The organism is Streptomyces sp. NPDC058464, assembly GCF_042721035.1.
In the GTDB taxonomy this organism is placed as follows: Bacteria; Actinomycetota; Actinomycetes; order Streptomycetales; family Streptomycetaceae; genus Streptomyces.
Window position 1 is genome coordinate 157,225 of the sequence record NZ_JBHXMA010000001.1, and the last position, 18,990, is coordinate 176,214.

An 18,990-nucleotide genomic window follows, 5' to 3' on the forward strand; every position below is an offset into this window, starting at 1 on the left:
CGTCCGAGTCATGCACGCCCAGCCCACTCCGCTGCGCTGGCAGGGAGCGAGCGCCCCGCACACCGACCCGGCGGGCATCTACGAGGCCCTGGCCGACCTCGACCGCCCCTGCTTCGTGGTCCGCACCCCGCACGGCATCGGGGCGGCGGCCGGCGGAACCGCCTCGGCGGGCCCGCAGGGCCTCCCGCTCCTGGCCGCCGCCGCTCCCGTCCCGCCCCACGTCCTCGGCTCGCCGGCCTTCCTGGCCGCGCACGGCGTCCGGCACGCCTACATGGCCGGCGCGATGGCCGGCGGCATCGCCTCCGCCGACATGGTGATCGCGCTGGCCCGCGAGGGCTTCCTCGCCTCCTACGGCGCGGCCGGGCTGCTCCCGGAGACCATCGAGAAGGCACTCACCCGCTTCGCGCGGGAGATCCCCGGCCTTCCCTACGCCGTCAACCTGATCCACAGCCCGAGCGAGGAGCGCCTGGAGCGCGAGGCCGTGGAGCTGTTCCTGCGGCACGGGGTGCGGTGCGTGGAGGCGTCGGCCTTCATGAGCCTCAGCCCGCACGTGGTGCGCTACCGCCTGACCGGCCTGCGCCGCGAGCCGCAGTCCGGCGCCGTGGTGTCGGACCACCGGCTCATCGCGAAGATCTCCCGCCCGGAGACCGCCGAGCGCTTCATGCGCCCCGCGCCCGCCGCGCTGATCACCACCCTGCTCCAGCAGGGCCTGATCACCGCCGAACAGGCCGACCTGGCCAAGTACGTGCCGATGGCCGACGACATCACGGTCGAGGGCGACTCCGGCGGCCACACCGACCGCCGCCCGCTCCCCGCGCTCCTCCCGACGATCCTGCGGCTGCGCGACACGGTCCAGCACGAGCACCGCTACCCGGTCCCCATCCGGGTGGGCGCGGCCGGCGGCCTGGGCTGCCCGGCCTCGGTCGCGGGTGCCTTCACGATGGGCGCCGCGTACGTCGTGACCGGTTCGGTCAACCAGTCCTGCGTGGAGTCCGGCTCGTCGAAGGCCACCAAGGCGCTGCTCGCCGACGCCGGTATCGCGGACTGCGAGATGGCACCGGCTGCCGACATGTTCGAGATGGGCGTGGAACTGCAGGTGCTGAAGAAGGGCACCCTGTTCCCGATGCGCGCCAAGCGCCTGTACGAGCTGTACCAGTCGTACGACGGCCTGGAGACCCTCCCGGCGGCCGAGCGCACCAAGTTGGAGACGCAGGTCTTCCGCCGTCCGCTGGAGGACGTCTGGCAGGAGTGCGTCGGCTACTTCACCCGCCGCGACCCCGAGCAGCTGGCCCGCGCCGTCGGCAGTCCCAAGCGGCGGATGGCGCTGGTCTTCCGCTGGTACCTGGGCATGGCCTCGCGCTGGTCCACTACCGGCGACCCGGACCGCGTCCTGGACTACCAGGTGTGGTGCGGCCCGGCGATGGGCGCCTTCAACGACTGGGTGACCGCCAGCTACCTCAAGGCCCCCGGCAACCGCCGTGTGGCCGACGTCGCCCACCACCTGATGCGCGGCGCGGCCTTCCACACCCGTCTGGCCCAGCTGCGCGTCGCGGGCGTCCGCATCCCGCCGTCGGCGGCGGACTACCGCCCCGTCCCGCTGGAGTCCCCCGCGCTGGAGGGCGCCCGATGACCCCCGACGAACTGGAACGCCTGCTCGGCGACCCGTACGACCCGCTCAATCCGTACGGCTTCGCGGCTGCGGTCGCCAGGGACGAACAGGACGCCTTTCCCGAGGAGTTGTGCACGAAGCTCCGCCAGGGCGGCTTCCACCTCAACTACCTGCCGCGCGAGTGGGGCGGCCGCTTCGAGTCCTTCGACCGCAGCATGCTGCTGGTGCGCACGGCCGCCCGCCGGGACCTCAACGTGATGCCGGGCACGATGTTCGGCATCACCGCGGCCACCTGCCTCGCCCTGCACGGCTCGCCCGAGCAGCGGAAGCGGGCGGCGGAGATCCTCACCGAGGGCGGCGCGATCGGCTTCGCCCTCTCCGAGGCGCGGCACGGCAGCGACCTGCTGGCGAACACGGCCCGTCTCGAACCGACCGCCGAGGGCTGGGAATTGACGGGCGAGAAGTGGCTGGTCGGCCTCGGCCACCGCTGCGAGGCGGCCTACGTGGTCGCCAAGACCGGCGAGCGCGGCCCCGCCGCCTACTCCGCGGTCTTCGTCGACCTCACCACCGGCACCGGCCTGGACCGCGGCCCGCTGGTCCCGGCCGCCGGCATGCGCGGCATCGACTTCGCCGATCTCGCCTTCGACCGCTTCCCGGTCCCGCGCGAGGCTCTGGTGGGCCGGGAGGGCGAGGCGCTGGAGTCGGTGATGAAGGCTCAGCAGGTGGTTCGCGTGATGAGCATGGCGGGCAGCCTGGGCATCGCCGACACGGCACTCCGCCAGACCCTGGACTTCGCGGCGGACCGCAGGGTGGGCCGGACGACGGTTCTGCGATCCCCTTATCCCAGGCGGGAGTTGGCGATCGCATCGGCGGCTCTACTGGCGGCGGACGCCACGGCGCTGGCGGCGTCGAGGGGCATCCACGTGGTCCCCGAGGCCATCAGCGTCTGGGGCTGCGCGGCGAAGCACGCCGTGGCGGAGAGCACGGACGAACTGCTACGCCGCTGTGGTGGGGTGCTGGCATCGAGAGCGGTGCTCCGAGACGGCTTGTTCCAGAAGCTCCAACGGGACGCCGCAGTCGTACGAGTGGTGGACACCAGTCCCCTGGCAAACCTCCGCTCGTTCGCAAGCCAGCTGCAACAGACCCTTTCTTTTAGGGGCGCGGGGCTGAATCAATCAGCGGCTCCGCCGCGGGGCGCGACCAGCCCCCACGCACCCGCAGCCGAACAACACATCCGCGCCATCTTCGACCTCAGTCAGCCGCTCCCCCCATACGCCCCCGACCGTCTCGACCTCAACGCCCGCGGCTACGACCCGGTGACCACCGCACTCCCCCTCACCGCCCCCGAAGCCCTCACCAGACTCACAGCCGCAGCGGACCACCCCACCGCCGAACTCGTCACACAACTCGTCACAGCCGTCGGCAGCCTCCCGGCGGACCTGGCGAACGCCGACCGGGACACCGGCCTCATAGACATTGCCGAACGCTTCACCTGGCTCCATGCGGCCGCCTGCTGCCTACACCTCTGGTGGGCCAACGAGCACAACCCCTTCTTCACCAAAGGCTGGCTGCGAGCCACCCTCGCCCACCTCCTCGCGAGAGCGACCGGCACCGACCTCCGCCGAGCGGGTGACGCCCAGCTACCCGCGCTGGACATCACCACCGACCTCCACGACCACGACCAGCTCTTCAGCGCCCTCCCTGTCCACTTGGCCTGACCGTCGGAGACCCCCGTGCCGAAGAAGGACCTCACAGAACTCGCGGTCCGGCTGGAGAACCATCTCGGCGATCCACACGACCCCGCGAGCCGGATGCCGTACGCCAAAGTCCTGGAGTACGACGAACGGGAGGACTACCCCTACGAGTTCGTCAACCTGCTCCAGCGCTGGGGCGCCCTCGACCACTCCCTGCCGCTGGCCCAGGGCGGCAAGGCCGGCGACGTGGAGGTCGGTTTCAATCTGATGCGGCTGATCGCCCGCCGCGACCCGACCACCGCCACCGCGTTCATCATCACCAGCCTCAGCTTCATGCCGGCCTGGGTGGCCGGCACCGACGCGCAGAAGCGGGCCCTCGTCCGGGCGATCCAGCAGGGCACCCGCTACGCCTGGGGCCTGTCGGAACGCAACCACGGCAGCGATCTCACCGCCAACGAGATGACCGCCGAGAAGACCGAGGGCGGATACCTGCTCACCGGCGAGAAGTGGCTGATCGGCAACGGCCGGGTCGCCGACGGCCTGAGCATCCACGCCCGCACCGATCCGCGCGGCGGCCCGGCCGGCTACTCCGTGTTCGTGCTGGACAAGCGGCGTACGCCCGCCGGTGCGGTGGACGAGCTGCCGCGGGAACGGATGCACGGGCTGCGCGGTCTGGACATGAGCGGCTTCCGGCTGGACCGCGTCTTCGTGCCCGACTCGGCGCTGCTCGGCCGGGAGGGGCAGGGGCTGGAGATCGCGCTCAAGACGTCGCAGACGGCGCGGGCGCTGATCAGCGGGATCGCGCTGTCGGCGGTCGACACGGGCCTCAGGGTGACGCTCGACTTCACCGAGGGACGGCAGGTGTTCGGCCGTACCGTCAGCGACATCCCGTACTCGCGGCGGCAGTTGACGGAGTGCTTCGCGGACCTGATGGTGGCGGACGCGGTCAGTCTGGGCGCGGTCCGGGCGCTCCAGGTGGTACCGGAGCAGACCAGTGTGTGGTCGTCGGTGGTGAAGTACTTCGTGCCGACGCTGCTGGAGCGGACGTTCGCCCGGCTCAACGTCGTCCTCGGGGCCCGCTTCTACCTCCGGGACCACCCGCACTACGCCATTCACCAGAAGATGATGCGCGACCTGCCGGTGGCGAACTTCGCCGACGGCAACACGGTGGTGAACCTGAAGAACATCGCCCTTCAGCTGGAGGGGCTGCTCGCCGCCGGGCCGAGCGCGGCGGCCGAGGAGCGCGCGGCCGTGCTCTTCGGCGTCGACCAGGAACTGCCGCTGTACCGGCCCTGGGACCAGGAGCTGTTCAGCCGGGGCCAGGACGACGCGCTGCGGGCCGCACCCGCCGCGCTCGCCCGGCTCCGCGCCCTGGCCCGGGAGGGCGACGAGAACGGCCGGCTGGAGCGGTCGGCCGCCGTCGCCGCCGAACTCCTCGCGCACGCGGACTCGTTGCGGGAGCGCACCGCGCGGCTCCGGGCCGAGCTCGGCCGTGCGTACGGCCAGTCGGCCGAACTCTTCGACCTGGCCAAGGAATACTGCCTGCTGCACGCCACCGCCGCCTGCCTGCACACGTACGTCCACTCGGCCGCCGCCCTCGACGAGCCGCTGCCCAGCGGTGCCCTGCTGCTGCTCCAGCTGGAGCGGATCCGGCGGCACCTGCGCCCGCACGAGACCGTCACCGACGCGGCCGTGGTCGACGAGGTGATGCGGGTGCTGCGCCGGCTGCACCGGGAGAACCGGCTGTTCTCGTACTGGCAGTTCCCGCTCGCCGAGCGCGGCGACCTGGCCGCGGCCCGCCGCTGACATGTCCGACCGTCATCTGTGGCTGCTGCCGGAGGCCGCCGCCGACGCGTTCGTCGCGCGGCTCGGCGGCACTGCGCTGCTCTCCGGGGAGGAACGGGCGCGCTGCGAGCGCGCGCTCTCCCCGGAGCTGCGGCGGCGCCGGCTGGCCGCACGGCTGCTGGCCCGGCACGCGCTCGCCGAGCGGTCCGGACGGCCGCCGGGCGCGTGGCGGTTCCGCACCACCGGGGACGGCCGTCCGGAGCCCGAGCCGGCGTACGACGGGCTGCGGTTCAACGTCACCCACACCGACGGCCTGATCGCATGTGTGGTGACCGACGCCGGCCGTGCCTGCGGGGTCGACGCCGAGCCGTCACCGGCGGGTGCGGACGCGCTCGCGCACCTGCCGCGGTTCTTCGCCCCGGCCGAGCGGGCCGAGCTGGCGCGGGCGCCGCGGGCGGAGCGGGCGGCGCTGGTCGCCGCGTACTGGGTGCTCAAGGAGGCGTACCTGAAGGCGCTCGGTACCGGGCTGCGCCGCGAGCTGTCCACCGTCGTCTTCACGCACCCGGCCGCCGCACCCCGTATCGCCGTGCACGACTCCCGGTCGTCGGCCGCCCGTCACTGGCACTTCGACCTGGTCCACCCGACCCCGGGGCACGTGCTGGCCGTCGCCAGCGAGCGGTCCCGTACCGACGGCCTGACCACCACCGTCCTGTCCTGATGAAGCCCGTCCCGATGAAGCCCGTCCCGATGAAGCCCGTCCCGATGAAGCCCGCCGTGCCTGAAGCCCGTCCTGCTGAAGCCTGTCCTGTTGCAGACCGAGGAGCACCGATGTCCGTCAAGCCCAGCATCGCCGTCGTCGGCGGTGGAGTGGCCGGCCTCTCCGCCGCCTACGCGCTGCGCGAGCACGCCCAGATCACCCTGTTCGAACGCGAGGACCGGTTCGGCGGCCACGCCAACTCCGTGGAGGTCGAGGACGCCGGCCGCGTCCTGGGCATCGACACCGCGTTCGTCGTCTTCAACCGTCCCGCCTACCCCAACCTCTCCGCGTTCTTCGAGGAGTTGGGGGTGGCCGACAAGCAACTCCTCAGCGGGTTCAACTTCTTCGACCTGAGCAACGGTCTGCAGTACGGCAGCGAGGAGATGGACCTGCCGGAGGAGGAGGTCCGGGCCCGCTATCCGGAGTACTTCCAGACCATCTGGCGGGAGGCACGGCGGTTCCACCAGGAGGGCCGGCACGACTTCTTCCGCAAGCGCACCGACCTGCCGATGGGCGAGTACCTGGACCGTAACGGGTACAGCGAGGAGTTCCGGTACGGCTACTTCATCCTGCTGTGCAGCGCGGTGTGGTCGGTACCGGCCGAGCTGATCTGGGAGATGCCGGCCACCACGGTCATCGCGTTCTTCATGGCGCACGACGAGAGCGGCCTCGGCGGCCGCCGGGTCGACTGGCGGACTGTGGAAGGGGGGTCGATCTCGTACGTGCGCAAGGTGCTCGCCGCGATCGACCCGAAGACGCGGCTCTCGGAGCCGGTCACCGGCGTCCGCCAGGAGGCCGGCGGGGTCGTGATCCGCACCGCGAACGGCGAGGAGCGCTTCGACCACGCCGTGCTCGCCACCCACGCCGACGTGACCCGCGCGCTGCTCGCCAACCCGACCCCGGCCCAGCGCGACCTGCTGGCACCGCTGCGCTACAACGGCTCCACGGTGATCCTGCACACCGACCCGTCCGTGATGCCGGCCGGCCGGGACCGCTGGGAGGCCTGGAACTACGGCAAGGTCACCGTCGACGGGCAGCCGCGCACCTATGTGGCGTACTACATGAACAAGCTGCACGGCTTCGAGTCGGAGACGGACTACTTCGTCACCCTGGACTACCCGCTGGAGGTCGACGAGGCGGCCGTCATCCGGCGGTTCCACTACGAGCACCCGATGATCGACATGGCGATGCGCAGCGCGCAGCAGACCATCTACGCGGTCAACGAGGGCCCGCGGGTGAAGCTCTGCGGCTCCTGGTTCCACTCCAAGCAGCAGTACTGGGACCAGATCGGCTCCCACGAGGCCGCGTTCTCCTCCGGGAAGGAGGCGGCGGCCCAGTTGCTGCGCGAACTCGGTATCGCCTAGGGCGTGTGCCGGTGTGCGGACTCGTTCTCCTGGGCCATGCGGCGCAGCGCCATCAGTGCCGGTTCCAGGAGGACGGTCAGCAGCAGGGCGCGCTCGGCGGCCTCCAACGGGTCGTCGATGCCGTCGAGTTGGTCGAGGTCGAGGGTGGCGGTGCGTTCGGCGAGGCGGGCGTAGGGCAGGAGGGTGTGCCAGTCCAGCGGGACGCCGAGCGAGCGCAGCGAGGTGATCGTCTCCGCGAGCGTGGTGCGGGCCGGTGCGTTCTGGTGCACCTTCCAGCCGAGCTCCTTGAGCAGCGCGTCGACCTCGGCGGTCTCGGGGGCGTCCTCGGCGGTGTCTGCGGGCAGCCGGATGGTGCCCAGGGCGAGGCCGAGGAGCCGGTGGGTGTCGCCGTCGTGCTCGCCGAGCGCGTCCAGGACCTCGCGGGTCGCGCTCACCGAGAGGCCGCGCACCCCGGTCAGGGCGCGGATCAGCCGGAGCCGCCGCAGGTGCTGTTCGTCGTACTCGGCCTGGGTCGCGGCGGTCTGACGGCCCGTCGGGAGCAGGCCCTCCCGGAGGTAGTACTTGATCGTCGTGACGGAGACGCCGCTGCGGCGGCTCAGCTCGGACATGCGCATCGGGTTCGGCTCCGCTCTCGCGTCGGTATCGGCTCCGTTCCACCGGACGACACCTCGGCACTGGAAATTGGATACCCCTACTGTCTAACATGGATAGTAGAGGTATCCAATTTCTTCCCACGGGAGAAGGCCGCGCCATGCCCACCCTGCGCTGGACCACCGTCAACACCCCCGCACCCGACGCCGAGGCGTTCGTCATGGCGTCCCGTCTGGAGGTCCGCTCCCTCAAGGATGTGCCGCGTTTCTTCGCCAAGTCGCTGGTGGCGTGGAAGCAGGTGACCGGGGCGCCCGGCGCGTACGGCGCCTCGCTGATCGCCGAGCCCCTGAAGCGCACCTTCTGGACGCTGTCCGCCTGGGAGGACAAGGACGCCCTCTACCGGTACGCGCGGACCGAACCGCACAAGTCGGTGATGACCGGGCTGCGCCCCACCATGAAGGGCTCGGTCTTCACGTTCTGGCAGGTCCCGGCGGCCGAGCTGCCCATCGACTGGACGGACGCCCGGCGCCGGCTCGCCGAGCAGGAACGCGCCGACTCCTGACACCCGCCCGCCCTGCCCGCCCCGCACTCCCCACGAGCCCCGTCGCTTTCGCTAGGAGCCCCCTGCCATGACCCTGTCCGAAGAGAGCCCGGTCCTCGACGCGGAGCCGGCCGCCGCGGTCGCCGCCGCGGGGCGCCGGGTGCCGCTGTGGCTCGCGATCGTCGCGTGCAGCGTGCCGATGTTCATGGTCGCGCTCGACAACCTCGTCGTGTCGACCGCCCTGCGCACCCTCGCCGTCGACCTGGAGGCGAACACCCAGGAACTCCAGTGGTTCGTCAACGCGTACGTGCTGAGCTTCGCCTGCCTGCTGATGACGGGTGCCGCGCTCGGTGACCGGTTCGGCCGCCGGACGGTGTTCGTCGTCGGCATCGCCGTGTTCACGCTGGCCTCCATCGGCTGCGGACTCTCCGACACCAGCGCCCAGTTGATCACTTTCCGGGCGGTCCAGGGCTTCGGGGCGGCGGCCGTGATGCCGCTGTCGCTGACCCTGCTCTCGCAGGCGGTGCCGGAGAAGCTGCGCGGGCTGGCGCTGGGCGTCTGGTCCGGGGTGAGCGGGCTCGCCGTGGCCATGGGCCCGGTGGTCGGCGGCGCGGTGGTCGACGGCCTGGACTGGCGCTGGATCTTCTGGATCAACGTGCCGGTGTGCGTGATCGCGATACCGCTGGTGCTGTTCGCCCTCAAGGAGAGCTCGCTGCCGGGTGTCCGCCTCGACCTGGTCGGCATGGTGCTGGCGGCGGCCGGGCTGTGCGCCGTGGTGTGGGCGATCGTGCACGGCGAGCCGGACGGCTGGGCCTCCGCCAAGGTGCTCGGCGCGTTCGCGGGCGGCGCGGTGCTGCTCGCCGCGTTCGTGGTCTGGGAGTCCCGGACCGACGAGCCGATGCTGCCGCTGTCCTTCTACCGGGTGCGGGCCTTCACCCTCACCAACATCGTCTCGGCGACGATGTACTTCGGTGTCTTCGGCTCGCTGTTCCTGCTCGCCCAGTACCTCCAGATCGTGCCGCCGCGCTCTCCGCTGGAGGCCGGTGTCCGCACCCTCGCCTGGACGCTGATGCCGATGTTCGTGGCCCCGGTGGCCGGTCTGATCACGGACAAGGTCGGCGGCGGCCGGCTGATGGCCCTCGGTCTCTTCCTGCAGGGCGTCGGCCTCGGCTGGATCAACCTGGTCGCCGGCACCGACACCGCGTACCCCTCGCTGGTCGGCCCGATGATCGTGGCCGGTATCGGCATGGGCTTCGTGTTCGCGCCGACGGCGGCGGTGGTCCTCGGCTCGGTGGCCAAGGAGCACGCGGGCAAGGCGTCCGGCGCCAACACCACGGTCCGCGAGATCGGCGGCGCGCTCGGGATCGCCGTCCTGAGCACGGTGTTCGTGACGTACGGCAGCACCGAGGGCCCGCAGCAGTTCGTCGACGGACTGCACCCGGCCGTGTGGGTCGGTGTCGCGGTCGTCTTCTTCGGCGCCCTGTGCGCGCTGGGCATCCCGCGCCGGCCGCGGCCGGCGGACGAGCAGGCCTGAGCCCCGCTCCGGGCGGAGGCACCCCTGATGTGGTGCCTCCGCCCGTTCGCGCTCAGCCGGCGACGATCTCCGCGAACCGCTCCGCCCCCACGTTGCCGCCGGACAGCACGACCCCGATCCGGCGCGGCAGCGGCGTCACCCGGTGGGCGAGCAGTGCGGCCAGGCCGCTGGCACCGCTCGGCTCCAGAACGGTCTTCAGCCGCTCGAAGGCGAACCGCATCGCATCCCCGATCTGGTCGTCGGAGACCAGCGAGATGTCGTCCACCAGGCGCTGGTTGAGGGAGAAGGTCAGCTCACCGGGGATGTCCGCGGCCTGGCCGTCGGCGATGGTGCGGGGCACCGGGATCGACACCCGGTGCCCGGCCGCCAGGGACCGCCGGGTGTCGTCGCCGGCCTCCGGCTCGACCCCGACGACCCGGATCCCGGGCAGCAGTCCCTTGGCCGCGGTGGCGCTGCCCGCGATCAGCCCGCCGCCCCCGACGGGCACCACCAGGACGTCCAACTCACCGACCTCCTCGATGAGTTCGAGCGCGGCCGTGCCCTGCCCTGCGATGACGTGCGGGTGCTCGTAGGGCGGGATGAGCGCGAGCCCGCGTTCGGCGGCCAGGGCCTCGCCGATGGCGACCCGGTCGCCGGTGTAGCGGTCGTACGTCACGATCTCCGCGCCGTATCCGGCCGTCGCCTCCAGCTTGGCGCGCGGGGTGTCCTCGGGCATCACGATGACGGCGGTGGTGCCGAGTTCACGGGCGGCGAGGGCGACGGCCTGGGCGTGGTTGCCGGAGGAGTAGGCGGCGATGCCCTTGGCGAGCTGCTCGGCGGACAGCCGGGACGCGGCGTTGTAGGCGCCCCGGAACTTGAACGCGCCGATGCGCTGGAGGTTCTCGCACTTCAGGAAGACCTCGGCACCGACCAGCTCGTCCAGGGTGCGCGAGCGCAGCACGGGGGTGCGGTGGGCCACGCCCTTGATCCGCGCCGCCGCGTCGTGCACGTCCTGGAGGGTCACGGGCGGGGTGTCGGGCATGTTCGTCCTCCGTTCTGGGCGCCGCGGGGCGCCGGATGGGTGTCGACCACATCAAATTATCGTCCGGTCCGCGCCCCGCACCGGCCGACCATCTGCCCGGAGCGGCCCGGCCGCGCTAGCCGATCTCCACGACCCGTGCCCAGGCGGGCGGTGCGTCCGGTACGTAGTCGGGGTCGTCCTCCTGCCAGGACGTGTCGCTGTACTGCCTGGGGAAGAGGCCCACCACCGTACGGCAGGCCGGCTGCGCCTCCGGCCAGGGCGTCTGCCCGTCGGTGAGGGCCACCACCACGTCCGGGGCCGGCCGCGCCCGCAGGGCCCTGGCGAAGCCCGCGCGCAGGTCCGTACCGCCGCCCCCGACGAGTGCGATGCCCTCCGCACGGCACAGCGGCTGCACGGTCCGGGCGGCCGCGTCGCAGGACAGCACGGAGACCAGGTCCCGGCGGCCGCCGACGGCGCGCGCGATGGCGGCCACCTCCAGGAGGGCACTGCCCAGTTCGGCGTCGCTGACCGAGCCGGAGGTGTCGATGACGACCGAGACCCGGGGCGGGCGACGGCGCAGCCTCGGGAGGATCACGCCGGGCAGGCCGGCCGACCGGCGCGAGGGGCGGCCGTAGCTGTAGTCGTCGCCGGCGCCCGCGGCCGAGGCGGCCGAGCGGACCGCGGCGCCCAGCAACTCCCGCCAGGGCTGCGGCCGCTGGAAGGCCTCCTCCGCCCAGCGCCGCCAGCCCTGCGGGGCGTTGCCCGGCCGGCCGGTGATGGCCTGCGCCACCCGGAACCGGACCCCGTCCCGCTCCTGCTCGCTGAGGCCGTGCGCGCCGTCCGCCCCCAGGTCCCACTCCCGGTCCCGGCCGTCGGCGCCGCTGCCGCAGTCCAGCCAGGCGACGTCCCGGGTCAGCGGCCCGAGCCGGAACTGGCGCAGGTAGTCCTCCATCAACTGGCCTTCGTCCAGCCGCAGCATGTACGGCCGGACGGCGCCCCTGGGCTGCGCCAGCCCGTCGCCGTACGCGTCGTCGTTGATCTCCAGGTCCGCCGCGATGTTCATGCGCAGCCGCTCGCCGGCCCCGGTCAGGCCGCGTTCCCGGGCGACCCGGTCGCTGCGCGCGTGGTGCTCGCGCAGCAGGTGGGAGACCTCGTGCACCCACACCCCGGCGAGCTCCTCCTCCGGCATCCGGTCCACGAACGCGGGCGAGACATAGCACCGCCAGTGCTTGTCGACGCCCATCGTCGGCACCTGCCGGGACTCCACGACGTGCAGCGCGAACAGGGCCGTCGCGAGGTAGGGCCGGGCCCGGGCGGCCTGCAGCCGGGCGGCGTAGAGCTTGTCCAGGTCCAGCGCCCCGGCCGGTTCGGCGGTCACCGGCGCGCCCGTCGATTCCGCGGTCACCGGCGCACCCGCCGGTTCCGCGGTCACGGGCGCGCCCGCCGGTTCCGCGGTCACGGGCGTGCCCGCCGGTTCCGCCGTCATCGGCCCACCTTCGCGGCGACGCGTTCGGCCGCCCGGTCGGCGCGCCGGGACACGGACACCGCTCCGGCGAGGCGTTCGATCGCCGCCGGGACGTCCCAGTCGTCCCGGCGCAGTGCGGCCAGGGTGGTGGCGGGGACCACCACAAGGTCGGGCGCCCCGGTGTCCAGCGCGCGCACCAGCAGGGCCCAGGCCGCGTCCCAGCGGGCCCGGTCCGGCCGTTCGCGGACCGCCGCGACCACGCCGTCCAGCACGGCCTGGCGCAGGTCGCCGCGCTCGGGCAGGTCGGCCGCGTCCGGGTCGGCGAGCAGCGTCTCGGGGTCGGGGAGCTCCATGAGGTCGACGCTCGCCAGCAGTTCGAGCCCCGGCCCGTCCCCGACCGTGCCCCTCACCAGCAGGGAGAGCACGTCCCGGGAGGAGCCGGCGGCGTGCGCGAAGGCGACCAGGCGCAGCGTCATGTCCCAGCTGCGGGGCGACGGCCAGGCGCCGCCCCGCCGCATCTCGCCGCTCGGCAGCCGGTGGACGAGGGTGGGACGGGTGGCGAGCAGGCCGCACACCGCGCGGCGCGCGAAGTCCACGGCGGCGGGCAGCCGGTCGGGGTCGAGCCGGGGCAGGGTCGCCCGGGGCCAGGTGCCGCCGAGGCCGCGGACGACGACCTCGTGGTCGTGGGCCCACTGCAGATGCACGAACCGGTTGGCCAGCGGCGGGCTCAGCTCCCAGCCGTCGGCCGCCGAGGAACGCGGGTTGGCCGCGGCCACGATCCGTACGCCGGGCGGGAGTCGGAGGGCGCCCACGCGGCGTTCCAGGACCAGCCGGAGCAGGGCGGCCTGGACGGCCGGGGGCGCGGTGGACAGTTCGTCGAGGAACAGCAGGCCCCGGCCGGCCCGCACGAGCCGTACCGCCCAGTCCGGCGGGGCCATCGGGACGCCCTGGACGGCCGGGTCGTCGCCCACGACGGGCAGGCCGGAGAAGTCGGACGGCTCGTGCACGCTGGCGATCACCGTGGTCAGCGGCAGGTCGAGCGCCTCGGCCAGCCGGTTCAGGGCGGCGGTCTTGCCGATGCCGGGCTCGCCCCACAGGAGGACGGGCAGGTCGGCGGCGACGGCGAGGGTGAGCGCCTCCAGCTGGATGTCGGTCCGGGGTTCGGTGGCGGAGTCGCCGAGCAGCCCCGACAGGGTGTCGGCGACGGCGAGTTGGTCAGAGACGTGCAGAGGCATGAGAGATCACCTGGGGGTGTGAGAAGAAAAGTGGACGGGTGTCAGCGCCGGCCGGAAAGGCGCGGGCCGAGGCGCGGGTCGCGGACGGACCTGCGGCGCCGGGTGCGGACGGGGCCGGTGCGGGATCCGGTGAGGCCCGCCCGGTAGAGGCCGTAGGCGATCCGGCGTCGCGCGGCCGCCTCCAGTTCGTCCTTCAACGGGCCGTCGCGCAGGACCGCTTCGGGCCCCAGCAGTCCCTCGACGACGGCGAGCGCGCCGGCGATGTCCCCGTGGTCGAGGCGTTCACGGACGCCGGTGAGGCAGTCGGGGCGGCGGTGCGCCTCGTCGATGACCCGAAGACAGGGCAGCGGCGGGCCGCCCAGCGCCACCAGCAGCTCCTCGCGCCGCAGTTCGTCCGGGGAGTGGTCCAGCGGGGACAGCACCCCGCCGACCATGCCGATCCGGTGCCGGACGCCCCGGCACTCCACGAGGCGTGCCTGCCGGGCCGGGTCGGGGTACGGGTCCCGGGCGGCCGGTGCGTGCCCGGGGACGAGGGCGTCGGCGACCAGCGGATGCAGCCGCCCGGCATCGACCAACCCGGCGCGCAGCAGCTCCAGATCGGGGAGCGTCCAGGTCGCCGCGTCGGGCAGGACCAGCGGAGCGCCGGGGCCGAAGTCCCGGCCTGCGGTATCCCGCCCTCCGGTGTCCCGGCCGGTGGTGTCCCGGCCTGCTGTCTCCCGGCCTGCGGTCACGGTCCCGTCGGCCGCGAGGTGCAGCGCGAGCCGCTGCCGGCGGCCCAGGCGTACGACGACGGTCCCGCTGTCCCGCCCCTCGGCACCCAGCACGATCCGCGCCTCGTCCGCCCATCGCTCCGTGGCGCACAAGGGCCCTTCGTGGCCGGGGAGTTGCTCGGCGAACGTGAACCCGTGGGCGTACGCGAGCCATTCACCACCCACAGGCCCGTCACCACCCACAGGCCCGTCGCGATCCGCAGGCCCGTCGCCACCAGCAGGCCGGTCGCCGATCGCGCGCTCATCACCGCCCACACGCCATGCGCCGCCCGCGGGCCGGTCGGCGCCCGAGCGGGTCCGTAGTTCGCCGGCGGCGCCCGCGTCCCACAGATGGCGGTGCAGGTCGAAACGGAACCGGCGGCTGGGGCGCGGATGCGGATGGGGATGCGGATGCCCCCGGGCGCCGGGCTCGCCCAGCGTGCCGTCCCACACCGCGAGGCTGATCCGCTGCCCGCCGTCCGCCCAGGCGGGCGGCGTCCGGACCACGAGGCTCAGGGAGCCCTCCCCGGCGTCGTACCGAGCGAGCGGCATGGTCAGCCCCGGCCGCAGCAACCCGTCGGGCGCGATCCTGGGCAGATGCCAGCGCAGCAGGTCGGGCGCCAGCCGCCGCAGGTCGGCACGGATCCGGTCCCGGACGTCCCGGCCGCGGGCCCGGGCCAGTGCGCGCAGATCGAGGTCGAGGTCGAAACCGGCGGCGGCGCACGCCCCCGCCCAGTCGCCGGTGTTCCGGCGGGCGGTCGCGGTCTCGATCATGGCGGGCGGCACGGCGAACTCGCGCACGCGCCGCCACAGGGAGAGGTGGGTGCCCCCGTTCGCGAAGTGAGTGGCCATCAGCACTCACCTGACGCGGACGAGACCCCCGATCTGACAGCAGAATGAGTGGTCATCGCGGGGAGCATACGGCGCCGTCGCCGAGGTCCGCCAGGCAATTACGCACGGGCCCGCACGAGGCCCGCACGTGACGCGGATCACCCCGCCCGGGTGCAGCGTTCTGCCGCCCCCAGGGCCTTTTCCCAGGTGTAGGCAGCCGGGGAGAGCGGGGACCGTGGGAATGGAGCAGGCTCGGGCCGGTGAGTACGACGAGTTCGTGGCGGCCCGCTGGTCGGGGTTGTTCCATCTGGCCCGTCTGCTCACCGGTGGCGATCGGCATCGGGCCGAGGATCTTTTGCAGGAGTCCTTGGTCCGGTTGTGGTTCGTCTGGCCGAAGATCGCCGACGAGGCGCCGGAGGCGTACGTCCGCAAGGTCCTGGCGCGTGCGGCGGCCCGTTCGGCGCGGCGCCGGTGGTGGGGCGAGCGCCCCGTCGAGGAGCTGCCCGAGGTGGTGGCGGCCGGCGACGTGTCGGCGATCGTCGCCGAGCGTTCCCGGCTGGAGGCCGCGCTCGCGCTGCTGACCCCGCGTCAGCGGGCCGCGGTCGTCCTGCGCTACTACCAGGACCTGCCCGACCGGCAGGTCGCGGAGGTGCTGGGGTGCCCGGTGGGCACCGCCCGGTCGCACGCGGCGCGCGGGGTGGCCCGGCTGCGGGAGCTGCTGGCGGACGCCATCGAGCCGGTGGGGTGAGGGAGAGGCCATGGATCACTTCGAGCGGCAGTTGACGCAGTTGATGCACGGCGACCGGGAACCGGCGGCGTTCGAGCCCCGGCACCGGGCGCGGTTGCGGGCCGGTGTGCAGGCACGGCGGCGGGTCCGGGCGGCCCGGCGGGCGGCCGGCGGTGTCCTCGCGGCCGCGGGGCTCGGCCTCGGCCTGTTCCTGTGGCCCCACTCCGGTGTCCGTGACGAGCCGAGCGCACCGCACCCCTGGCCCGCGACCAGCCCCACCGACCGTACGGCCCCGACGCCGGGCCCCTCCCCCAGCGCGCCGCCCTCCGGCGCCACGACCTCGGCCCCGCCGCCCACCGACACCACCACGCCCCAGGACACCCCGTCCTCCACGAACGGGCCTACCGCCTCGTCCACGCCCACCTCGACCGCGACGGCGTCGTCCACCCCGGACGCGGGCACGACCCGGAGCGCGACGGAGGGCTCGTCGGGGAGTTCGACCGCCACCACGTCACCGCCGTCGGCGCCCGCGACCGAGAGTCCCGACCCGTCGAACGGCTCGTCGGCCGCGGCCGGCTCGGCCGGATAGCAGGCGGCCCGCGGGCCGCCCCCCTCTCCTCACCCACCCCACCACCGGGGGTGCCTTCGGCACGCCCCGAGAGCGAGAACGAATGCGAAAAAGCGTAATGAATCACCCTCTGGTCGCGCTCCCGGTCCCCGCGCCGCCGTCTCCGCCGCACCACGAGGAGCCGGTTCTCGACCTGGCCGTACCGGTGTTCAACGAGGAGACGGACCTGGAGCCGAGCGTGCGGCGGCTCCACGCCTACCTGCGGGAGACGTTCCCGTACCCCTTCCGGATCATCGTCGCCGACAACGCCAGCACCGACGCCACCCCCCTGATCGCGGCCCGGCTCGCCGCCGAGCTGCCCGAGGTGGAGTGGATACGGCTGGCCGAGAAGGGGCGCGGCCGGGCGCTGCGGGCCGTCTGGTCGGCGTCGTCGGCGCCCGTGGTCGGCTATCTCGACGTGGACCTGTCGACCGGGCTCGCGGCGCTGCTGCCCCTCGTCGCCCCGCTGCTGTCGGGCCACTCCGACGTGGCCATCGGCACCCGGCTGGCGCCCGGCGCCCGGGTGGTGCGCGGCCCGAAGCGGGAGGCCATCTCCCGCTGTTACAACATCCTGCTGCGCTGCACGCTGTCGGTGGGGTTCTCGGACGCGCAGTGCGGGTTCAAGGCCGTACGACGGGACGCCGCCGCACGGCTGCTGCCGCTGGTGCGGGACTCCGCGTGGTTCTTCGACACCGAGCTGCTGGTGCTCGCGGAGCGGGCCGGGCTGCGGATCCACGAGGTGCCGGTCGACTGGGTGGACGACCCCGACAGCCGGGTCGCGCTGCTGTCCACGGCGCTCGCCGACCTGCGCGGCATCGCGCGGGTCGCGCTGTCACCGGCCCGGGGCGCGCTGCCGCCGGGGCGGCCACCACGGCCGTACGCCGTCCCCGCGGCCGCCCTGGCTCTCGCCCATCTGCTCCTGTACGCGGCGCTGCGCCCGGCCGCCGCCGGGCAGGTGGCCAACGCGCTGTCCCTGCTGGCCTGCTGGACGCTCGCCGTACCGGTCCGCGGCCGCCTCCCGTGGCCCGCCCCGGGCGCCCCGCCCGCCCTGCCCGCCTTGGCCGCCCGTCTGGCGCTGACCGCCGGTGCGCTCGCCGTCCTGCGGCACACGGTCCCCGCCGCCGGACTCCGCGCGGAACTGGCCGCGCTCGCCGCCGCCCACGTGTCCCTCGTCGTCGCGCGGTCGGCCTTGCGCGGGTGGCGTCGCCGGACGGGGTCCGCGGCCTCATGACCACGCCTCTGAAGAGCACCGCGCCACCCCGCCCCGCCGTCTCCGGAATCGCCGCACCGGACCTCGGCCGGCGCCTGCGCGACACGGTCCGCCGCCATGGCCCGGTCCTCGCGCTGTACGGCGTGCTGAAGCTCGTCGGCTTCGGCTCCTTCATGTATCTGCTGGACTCGGCCGGGGACTTCCGCAGGAAGCATCCGCGGTTCGGGGGCGGTGCGCACACCTGGGACGTGCTGGGCACCTGGGACGGCTGGTGGTACCAGCAGATCGCCCTGCACGGCTACCACCCGGCGCTGGTCCCGGTCCCCGGCGCCACCGGCATGATCACCCTCCAGGGCAACTCGGCCGCGTTCTTCCCGCTCTACCCGGCGCTGATGCGGGTGGTCATGGAGGTCACCGGTCTCGGTCCGTTCGGGGCCGGGCTGCTGGTGTCGGTCGTGGCGTCGTTCGCGGCGGCGCTCGGGATCGCCGCCGTCGCCGCGTGGTTCGGCGGCCCGCGGGCGGGCCTGGCGGCGGCCGGGCTGTGGGCCGTGTGGCCCGGCTCCGGCGTGGAGTGGGCGGTCTACTCGGACTCGCTGTACGTGGCCCTGGCCGCCTGGGCCCTGTACGCCGTGCTGACCCGCCGCTGGCTGACGGCGGGGGTGCTGACCTTCGCGGCCGGTCTCAACCGGCCCACCGCCGCCGCCCTGGTCGCCGCGCTCGCCGTGGCCGCGCTCCTCGCGCTGCGCCGCCGCACGGACGGCGTCGCCCGTCCGCTGACCGCGATGCTCGTCGCTCCGCTGGGTCTGCTCGGCTACCTGGGCTGGGTGGGCCACCGCATGGGCGACTACGGCGGCTACTTCGCGCTCCAGTCGGGCGCGTGGGGGCACGAGTTCGACTACGGCAGGCAGACCCTGGACGTCCTGACGTCCGTCCCCGTCGGCCACTTCGGGTATCTCTTCGCGCTTCCCTTCGCGGACGTCATCGGGGTCGGGGTGGTCCTGCTGGACCTGGCGCTGCTGCCGCTGCTGTTCCGGCTGCGGCCGCCGGCGGTACTGGTCGTGCACACGGTGCTCACCCTTGCCCTGGTGCTGGGCAGCCAGCAGTACTTCGCGAACGTCTCGCGCTATCTGCTGCCCGCCTTCCCGCTGTTCGTCCCCCTGGCGGTCGCGCTGCGCCGGATCAGCCTGCCCTGCCTGTGTGTTCTGCTGGGCATCGCGGCACTGGCCTCCGGCTCGTACGCGGGCTACGCCCTGTTCGAGCTCGGAGTGCCCTGACGACGGCTCGGTCCCGT

The 18,990-nt window shown here is 73.6% G+C and carries 16 protein-coding genes; 11 read left to right on the top strand and 5 right to left on the bottom strand.

Annotated elements, in window-relative coordinates; all coding sequences use genetic code 11:
- Positions 1 to 10 precede the first annotated feature (10 nt).
- The 5 genes from ACFWPQ_RS00715 (at position 11) to ACFWPQ_RS00735 (ending at position 7,209) form a co-directional block, all read left to right on the top strand.
- On the top strand, positions 11 to 1,630 hold the full coding sequence (locus tag ACFWPQ_RS00715; RefSeq protein WP_384028476.1) for a PfaD family polyunsaturated fatty acid/polyketide biosynthesis protein: 1,620 nt from the start codon (positions 11 to 13) through the stop codon (positions 1,628 to 1,630).
- Complete coding sequence (locus tag ACFWPQ_RS00720; RefSeq protein ID WP_384028478.1) at positions 1,627 to 3,327, top strand: acyl-CoA dehydrogenase family protein; 1,701 nt, start codon at positions 1,627 to 1,629, stop codon at positions 3,325 to 3,327. The genes ACFWPQ_RS00715 and ACFWPQ_RS00720 overlap by 4 nt, the downstream gene beginning before the upstream one ends.
- Before the next feature lie 15 nt (positions 3,328 to 3,342).
- A complete protein-coding gene (locus tag ACFWPQ_RS00725) occupies positions 3,343 to 5,109 on the top strand; it encodes an acyl-CoA dehydrogenase (protein WP_384028480.1) in 1,767 nt (588 codons plus the stop codon).
- A gap of 1 nt (position 5,110) precedes the next feature.
- Entirely contained in the window at positions 5,111 to 5,806 is a 696-nt protein-coding gene (locus ACFWPQ_RS00730; protein ID WP_384028482.1) for a 4'-phosphopantetheinyl transferase family protein, read from the top strand.
- Between the two features lie 110 nt (positions 5,807 to 5,916).
- A complete protein-coding gene (locus ACFWPQ_RS00735) occupies positions 5,917 to 7,209 on the top strand; it encodes an NAD(P)/FAD-dependent oxidoreductase (RefSeq protein WP_384028484.1) in 1,293 nt (430 codons plus the stop codon).
- Here the strand turns inward: ACFWPQ_RS00735 and ACFWPQ_RS00740 are convergent.
- Positions 7,206 to 7,823, bottom strand: coding sequence for a MerR family transcriptional regulator (locus tag ACFWPQ_RS00740; protein ID WP_384028486.1), 618 nt, complete (start codon positions 7,821 to 7,823; stop codon positions 7,206 to 7,208). The two genes, ACFWPQ_RS00735 and ACFWPQ_RS00740, sit on opposite strands and share 4 nt — an antisense overlap.
- Positions 7,824 to 7,960: 137 nt before the next feature.
- Here ACFWPQ_RS00740 and ACFWPQ_RS00745 point away from each other — a divergent pair, with 137 nt between their 5' ends.
- Both ACFWPQ_RS00745 and ACFWPQ_RS00750 read left to right on the top strand, forming a co-directional pair.
- Complete coding sequence (locus ACFWPQ_RS00745; protein WP_217544727.1) at positions 7,961 to 8,362, top strand: DUF3291 domain-containing protein; 402 nt, start codon at positions 7,961 to 7,963, stop codon at positions 8,360 to 8,362.
- A 67-nt stretch (positions 8,363 to 8,429) separates the two neighbouring features.
- Positions 8,430 to 9,875 carry an MFS transporter gene (locus ACFWPQ_RS00750; protein WP_384028488.1) on the top strand — a complete coding sequence of 482 codons (1,446 nt, stop codon included), beginning with the start codon at positions 8,430 to 8,432 and terminating at the stop codon, positions 9,873 to 9,875.
- A gap of 52 nt (positions 9,876 to 9,927) precedes the next feature.
- Here ACFWPQ_RS00750 and ACFWPQ_RS00755 read toward each other — a convergent pair whose 3' ends face one another.
- The 4 genes from ACFWPQ_RS00755 to ACFWPQ_RS00770 all read right to left on the bottom strand — a co-directional run bounded on the left by ACFWPQ_RS00755 (position 9,928) and on the right by ACFWPQ_RS00770 (position 15,176).
- Positions 9,928 to 10,896 carry a threo-3-hydroxy-L-aspartate ammonia-lyase gene (locus ACFWPQ_RS00755; RefSeq protein WP_384028490.1) on the bottom strand — a complete coding sequence of 323 codons (969 nt, stop codon included), beginning with the start codon at positions 10,894 to 10,896 and terminating at the stop codon, positions 9,928 to 9,930.
- A 115-nt stretch (positions 10,897 to 11,011) separates the two neighbouring features.
- Positions 11,012 to 12,361: a VWA-like domain-containing protein gene (locus tag ACFWPQ_RS00760; protein ID WP_384028492.1), complete on the bottom strand. Its 1,350-nt coding sequence runs from the start codon at positions 12,359 to 12,361 to the stop codon at positions 11,012 to 11,014.
- Positions 12,358 to 13,575, bottom strand: coding sequence for a MoxR family ATPase (locus ACFWPQ_RS00765; protein WP_361282118.1), 1,218 nt, complete (start codon positions 13,573 to 13,575; stop codon positions 12,358 to 12,360). Before ACFWPQ_RS00765 ends, ACFWPQ_RS00760 begins: the two co-directional genes overlap by 4 nt.
- 41 nt (positions 13,576 to 13,616) lie before the next feature.
- Complete coding sequence (locus tag ACFWPQ_RS00770) at positions 13,617 to 15,176, bottom strand: hypothetical protein (RefSeq protein WP_384028494.1); 1,560 nt, start codon at positions 15,174 to 15,176, stop codon at positions 13,617 to 13,619.
- Between the two features lie 220 nt (positions 15,177 to 15,396).
- On the opposite strand from ACFWPQ_RS00770, the gene ACFWPQ_RS00775 reads away from it, so the two are divergent.
- From ACFWPQ_RS00775 to ACFWPQ_RS00790, 4 genes are all read left to right on the top strand, one after another.
- Positions 15,397 to 15,903, top strand: a complete 507-nt coding sequence (locus ACFWPQ_RS00775; protein WP_384028496.1) for a SigE family RNA polymerase sigma factor — start codon at positions 15,397 to 15,399, stop codon at positions 15,901 to 15,903.
- Positions 15,904 to 15,913: 10 nt separating this feature from the next.
- Positions 15,914 to 16,471 (top strand): hypothetical protein, encoded by a 558-nt coding sequence (locus ACFWPQ_RS00780; protein ID WP_384028498.1) that lies wholly within the window; start codon positions 15,914 to 15,916, stop codon positions 16,469 to 16,471.
- A 97-nt stretch (positions 16,472 to 16,568) separates the two neighbouring features.
- Positions 16,569 to 17,720, top strand: a complete 1,152-nt coding sequence (locus tag ACFWPQ_RS00785) for a dolichyl-phosphate beta-glucosyltransferase (RefSeq protein ID WP_384028500.1) — start codon at positions 16,569 to 16,571, stop codon at positions 17,718 to 17,720.
- Positions 17,717 to 18,973: a hypothetical protein gene (locus ACFWPQ_RS00790; protein ID WP_384028502.1), complete on the top strand. Its 1,257-nt coding sequence runs from the start codon at positions 17,717 to 17,719 to the stop codon at positions 18,971 to 18,973. Before ACFWPQ_RS00785 ends, ACFWPQ_RS00790 begins: the two co-directional genes overlap by 4 nt.
- The last annotated feature ends 17 nt before the right edge of the window (positions 18,974 to 18,990 follow it).

Bases quoted from the DNA above. Each gene is read 5' to 3' on its own strand.
- ACFWPQ_RS00715 (WP_384028476.1), top strand. From the start codon at position 11: ATGCACGCCCAGCCCACTCCGCTGCGCTGGCAGGGAGCGAGCGCCCCG.
- ACFWPQ_RS00720 (WP_384028478.1), top strand. From the start codon at position 1,627: ATGACCCCCGACGAACTGGAACGCCTGCTCGGCGACCCGTACGACCCG.
- ACFWPQ_RS00730 (WP_384028482.1), top strand. From the start codon at position 5,111: ATGTCCGACCGTCATCTGTGGCTGCTGCCGGAGGCCGCCGCCGACGCG.
- ACFWPQ_RS00735 (WP_384028484.1), top strand. From the start codon at position 5,917: ATGTCCGTCAAGCCCAGCATCGCCGTCGTCGGCGGTGGAGTGGCCGGC.
- ACFWPQ_RS00740 (WP_384028486.1), bottom strand. From the start codon at position 7,823: ATGCGCATGTCCGAGCTGAGCCGCCGCAGCGGCGTCTCCGTCACGACG.
- ACFWPQ_RS00745 (WP_217544727.1), top strand. From the start codon at position 7,961: ATGCCCACCCTGCGCTGGACCACCGTCAACACCCCCGCACCCGACGCC.
- ACFWPQ_RS00750 (WP_384028488.1), top strand. From the start codon at position 8,430: ATGACCCTGTCCGAAGAGAGCCCGGTCCTCGACGCGGAGCCGGCCGCC.
- ACFWPQ_RS00755 (WP_384028490.1), bottom strand. From the start codon at position 10,896: ATGCCCGACACCCCGCCCGTGACCCTCCAGGACGTGCACGACGCGGCG.
- ACFWPQ_RS00760 (WP_384028492.1), bottom strand. From the start codon at position 12,361: ATGACGGCGGAACCGGCGGGCACGCCCGTGACCGCGGAACCGGCGGGC.
- ACFWPQ_RS00765 (WP_361282118.1), bottom strand. From the start codon at position 13,575: ATGCCTCTGCACGTCTCTGACCAACTCGCCGTCGCCGACACCCTGTCG.
- ACFWPQ_RS00770 (WP_384028494.1), bottom strand. From the start codon at position 15,176: ATGGCCACTCACTTCGCGAACGGGGGCACCCACCTCTCCCTGTGGCGG.
- ACFWPQ_RS00775 (WP_384028496.1), top strand. From the start codon at position 15,397: ATGGAGCAGGCTCGGGCCGGTGAGTACGACGAGTTCGTGGCGGCCCGC.
- ACFWPQ_RS00780 (WP_384028498.1), top strand. From the start codon at position 15,914: ATGGATCACTTCGAGCGGCAGTTGACGCAGTTGATGCACGGCGACCGG.
- ACFWPQ_RS00785 (WP_384028500.1), top strand. From the start codon at position 16,569: ATGAATCACCCTCTGGTCGCGCTCCCGGTCCCCGCGCCGCCGTCTCCG.
- ACFWPQ_RS00790 (WP_384028502.1), top strand. From the start codon at position 17,717: ATGACCACGCCTCTGAAGAGCACCGCGCCACCCCGCCCCGCCGTCTCC.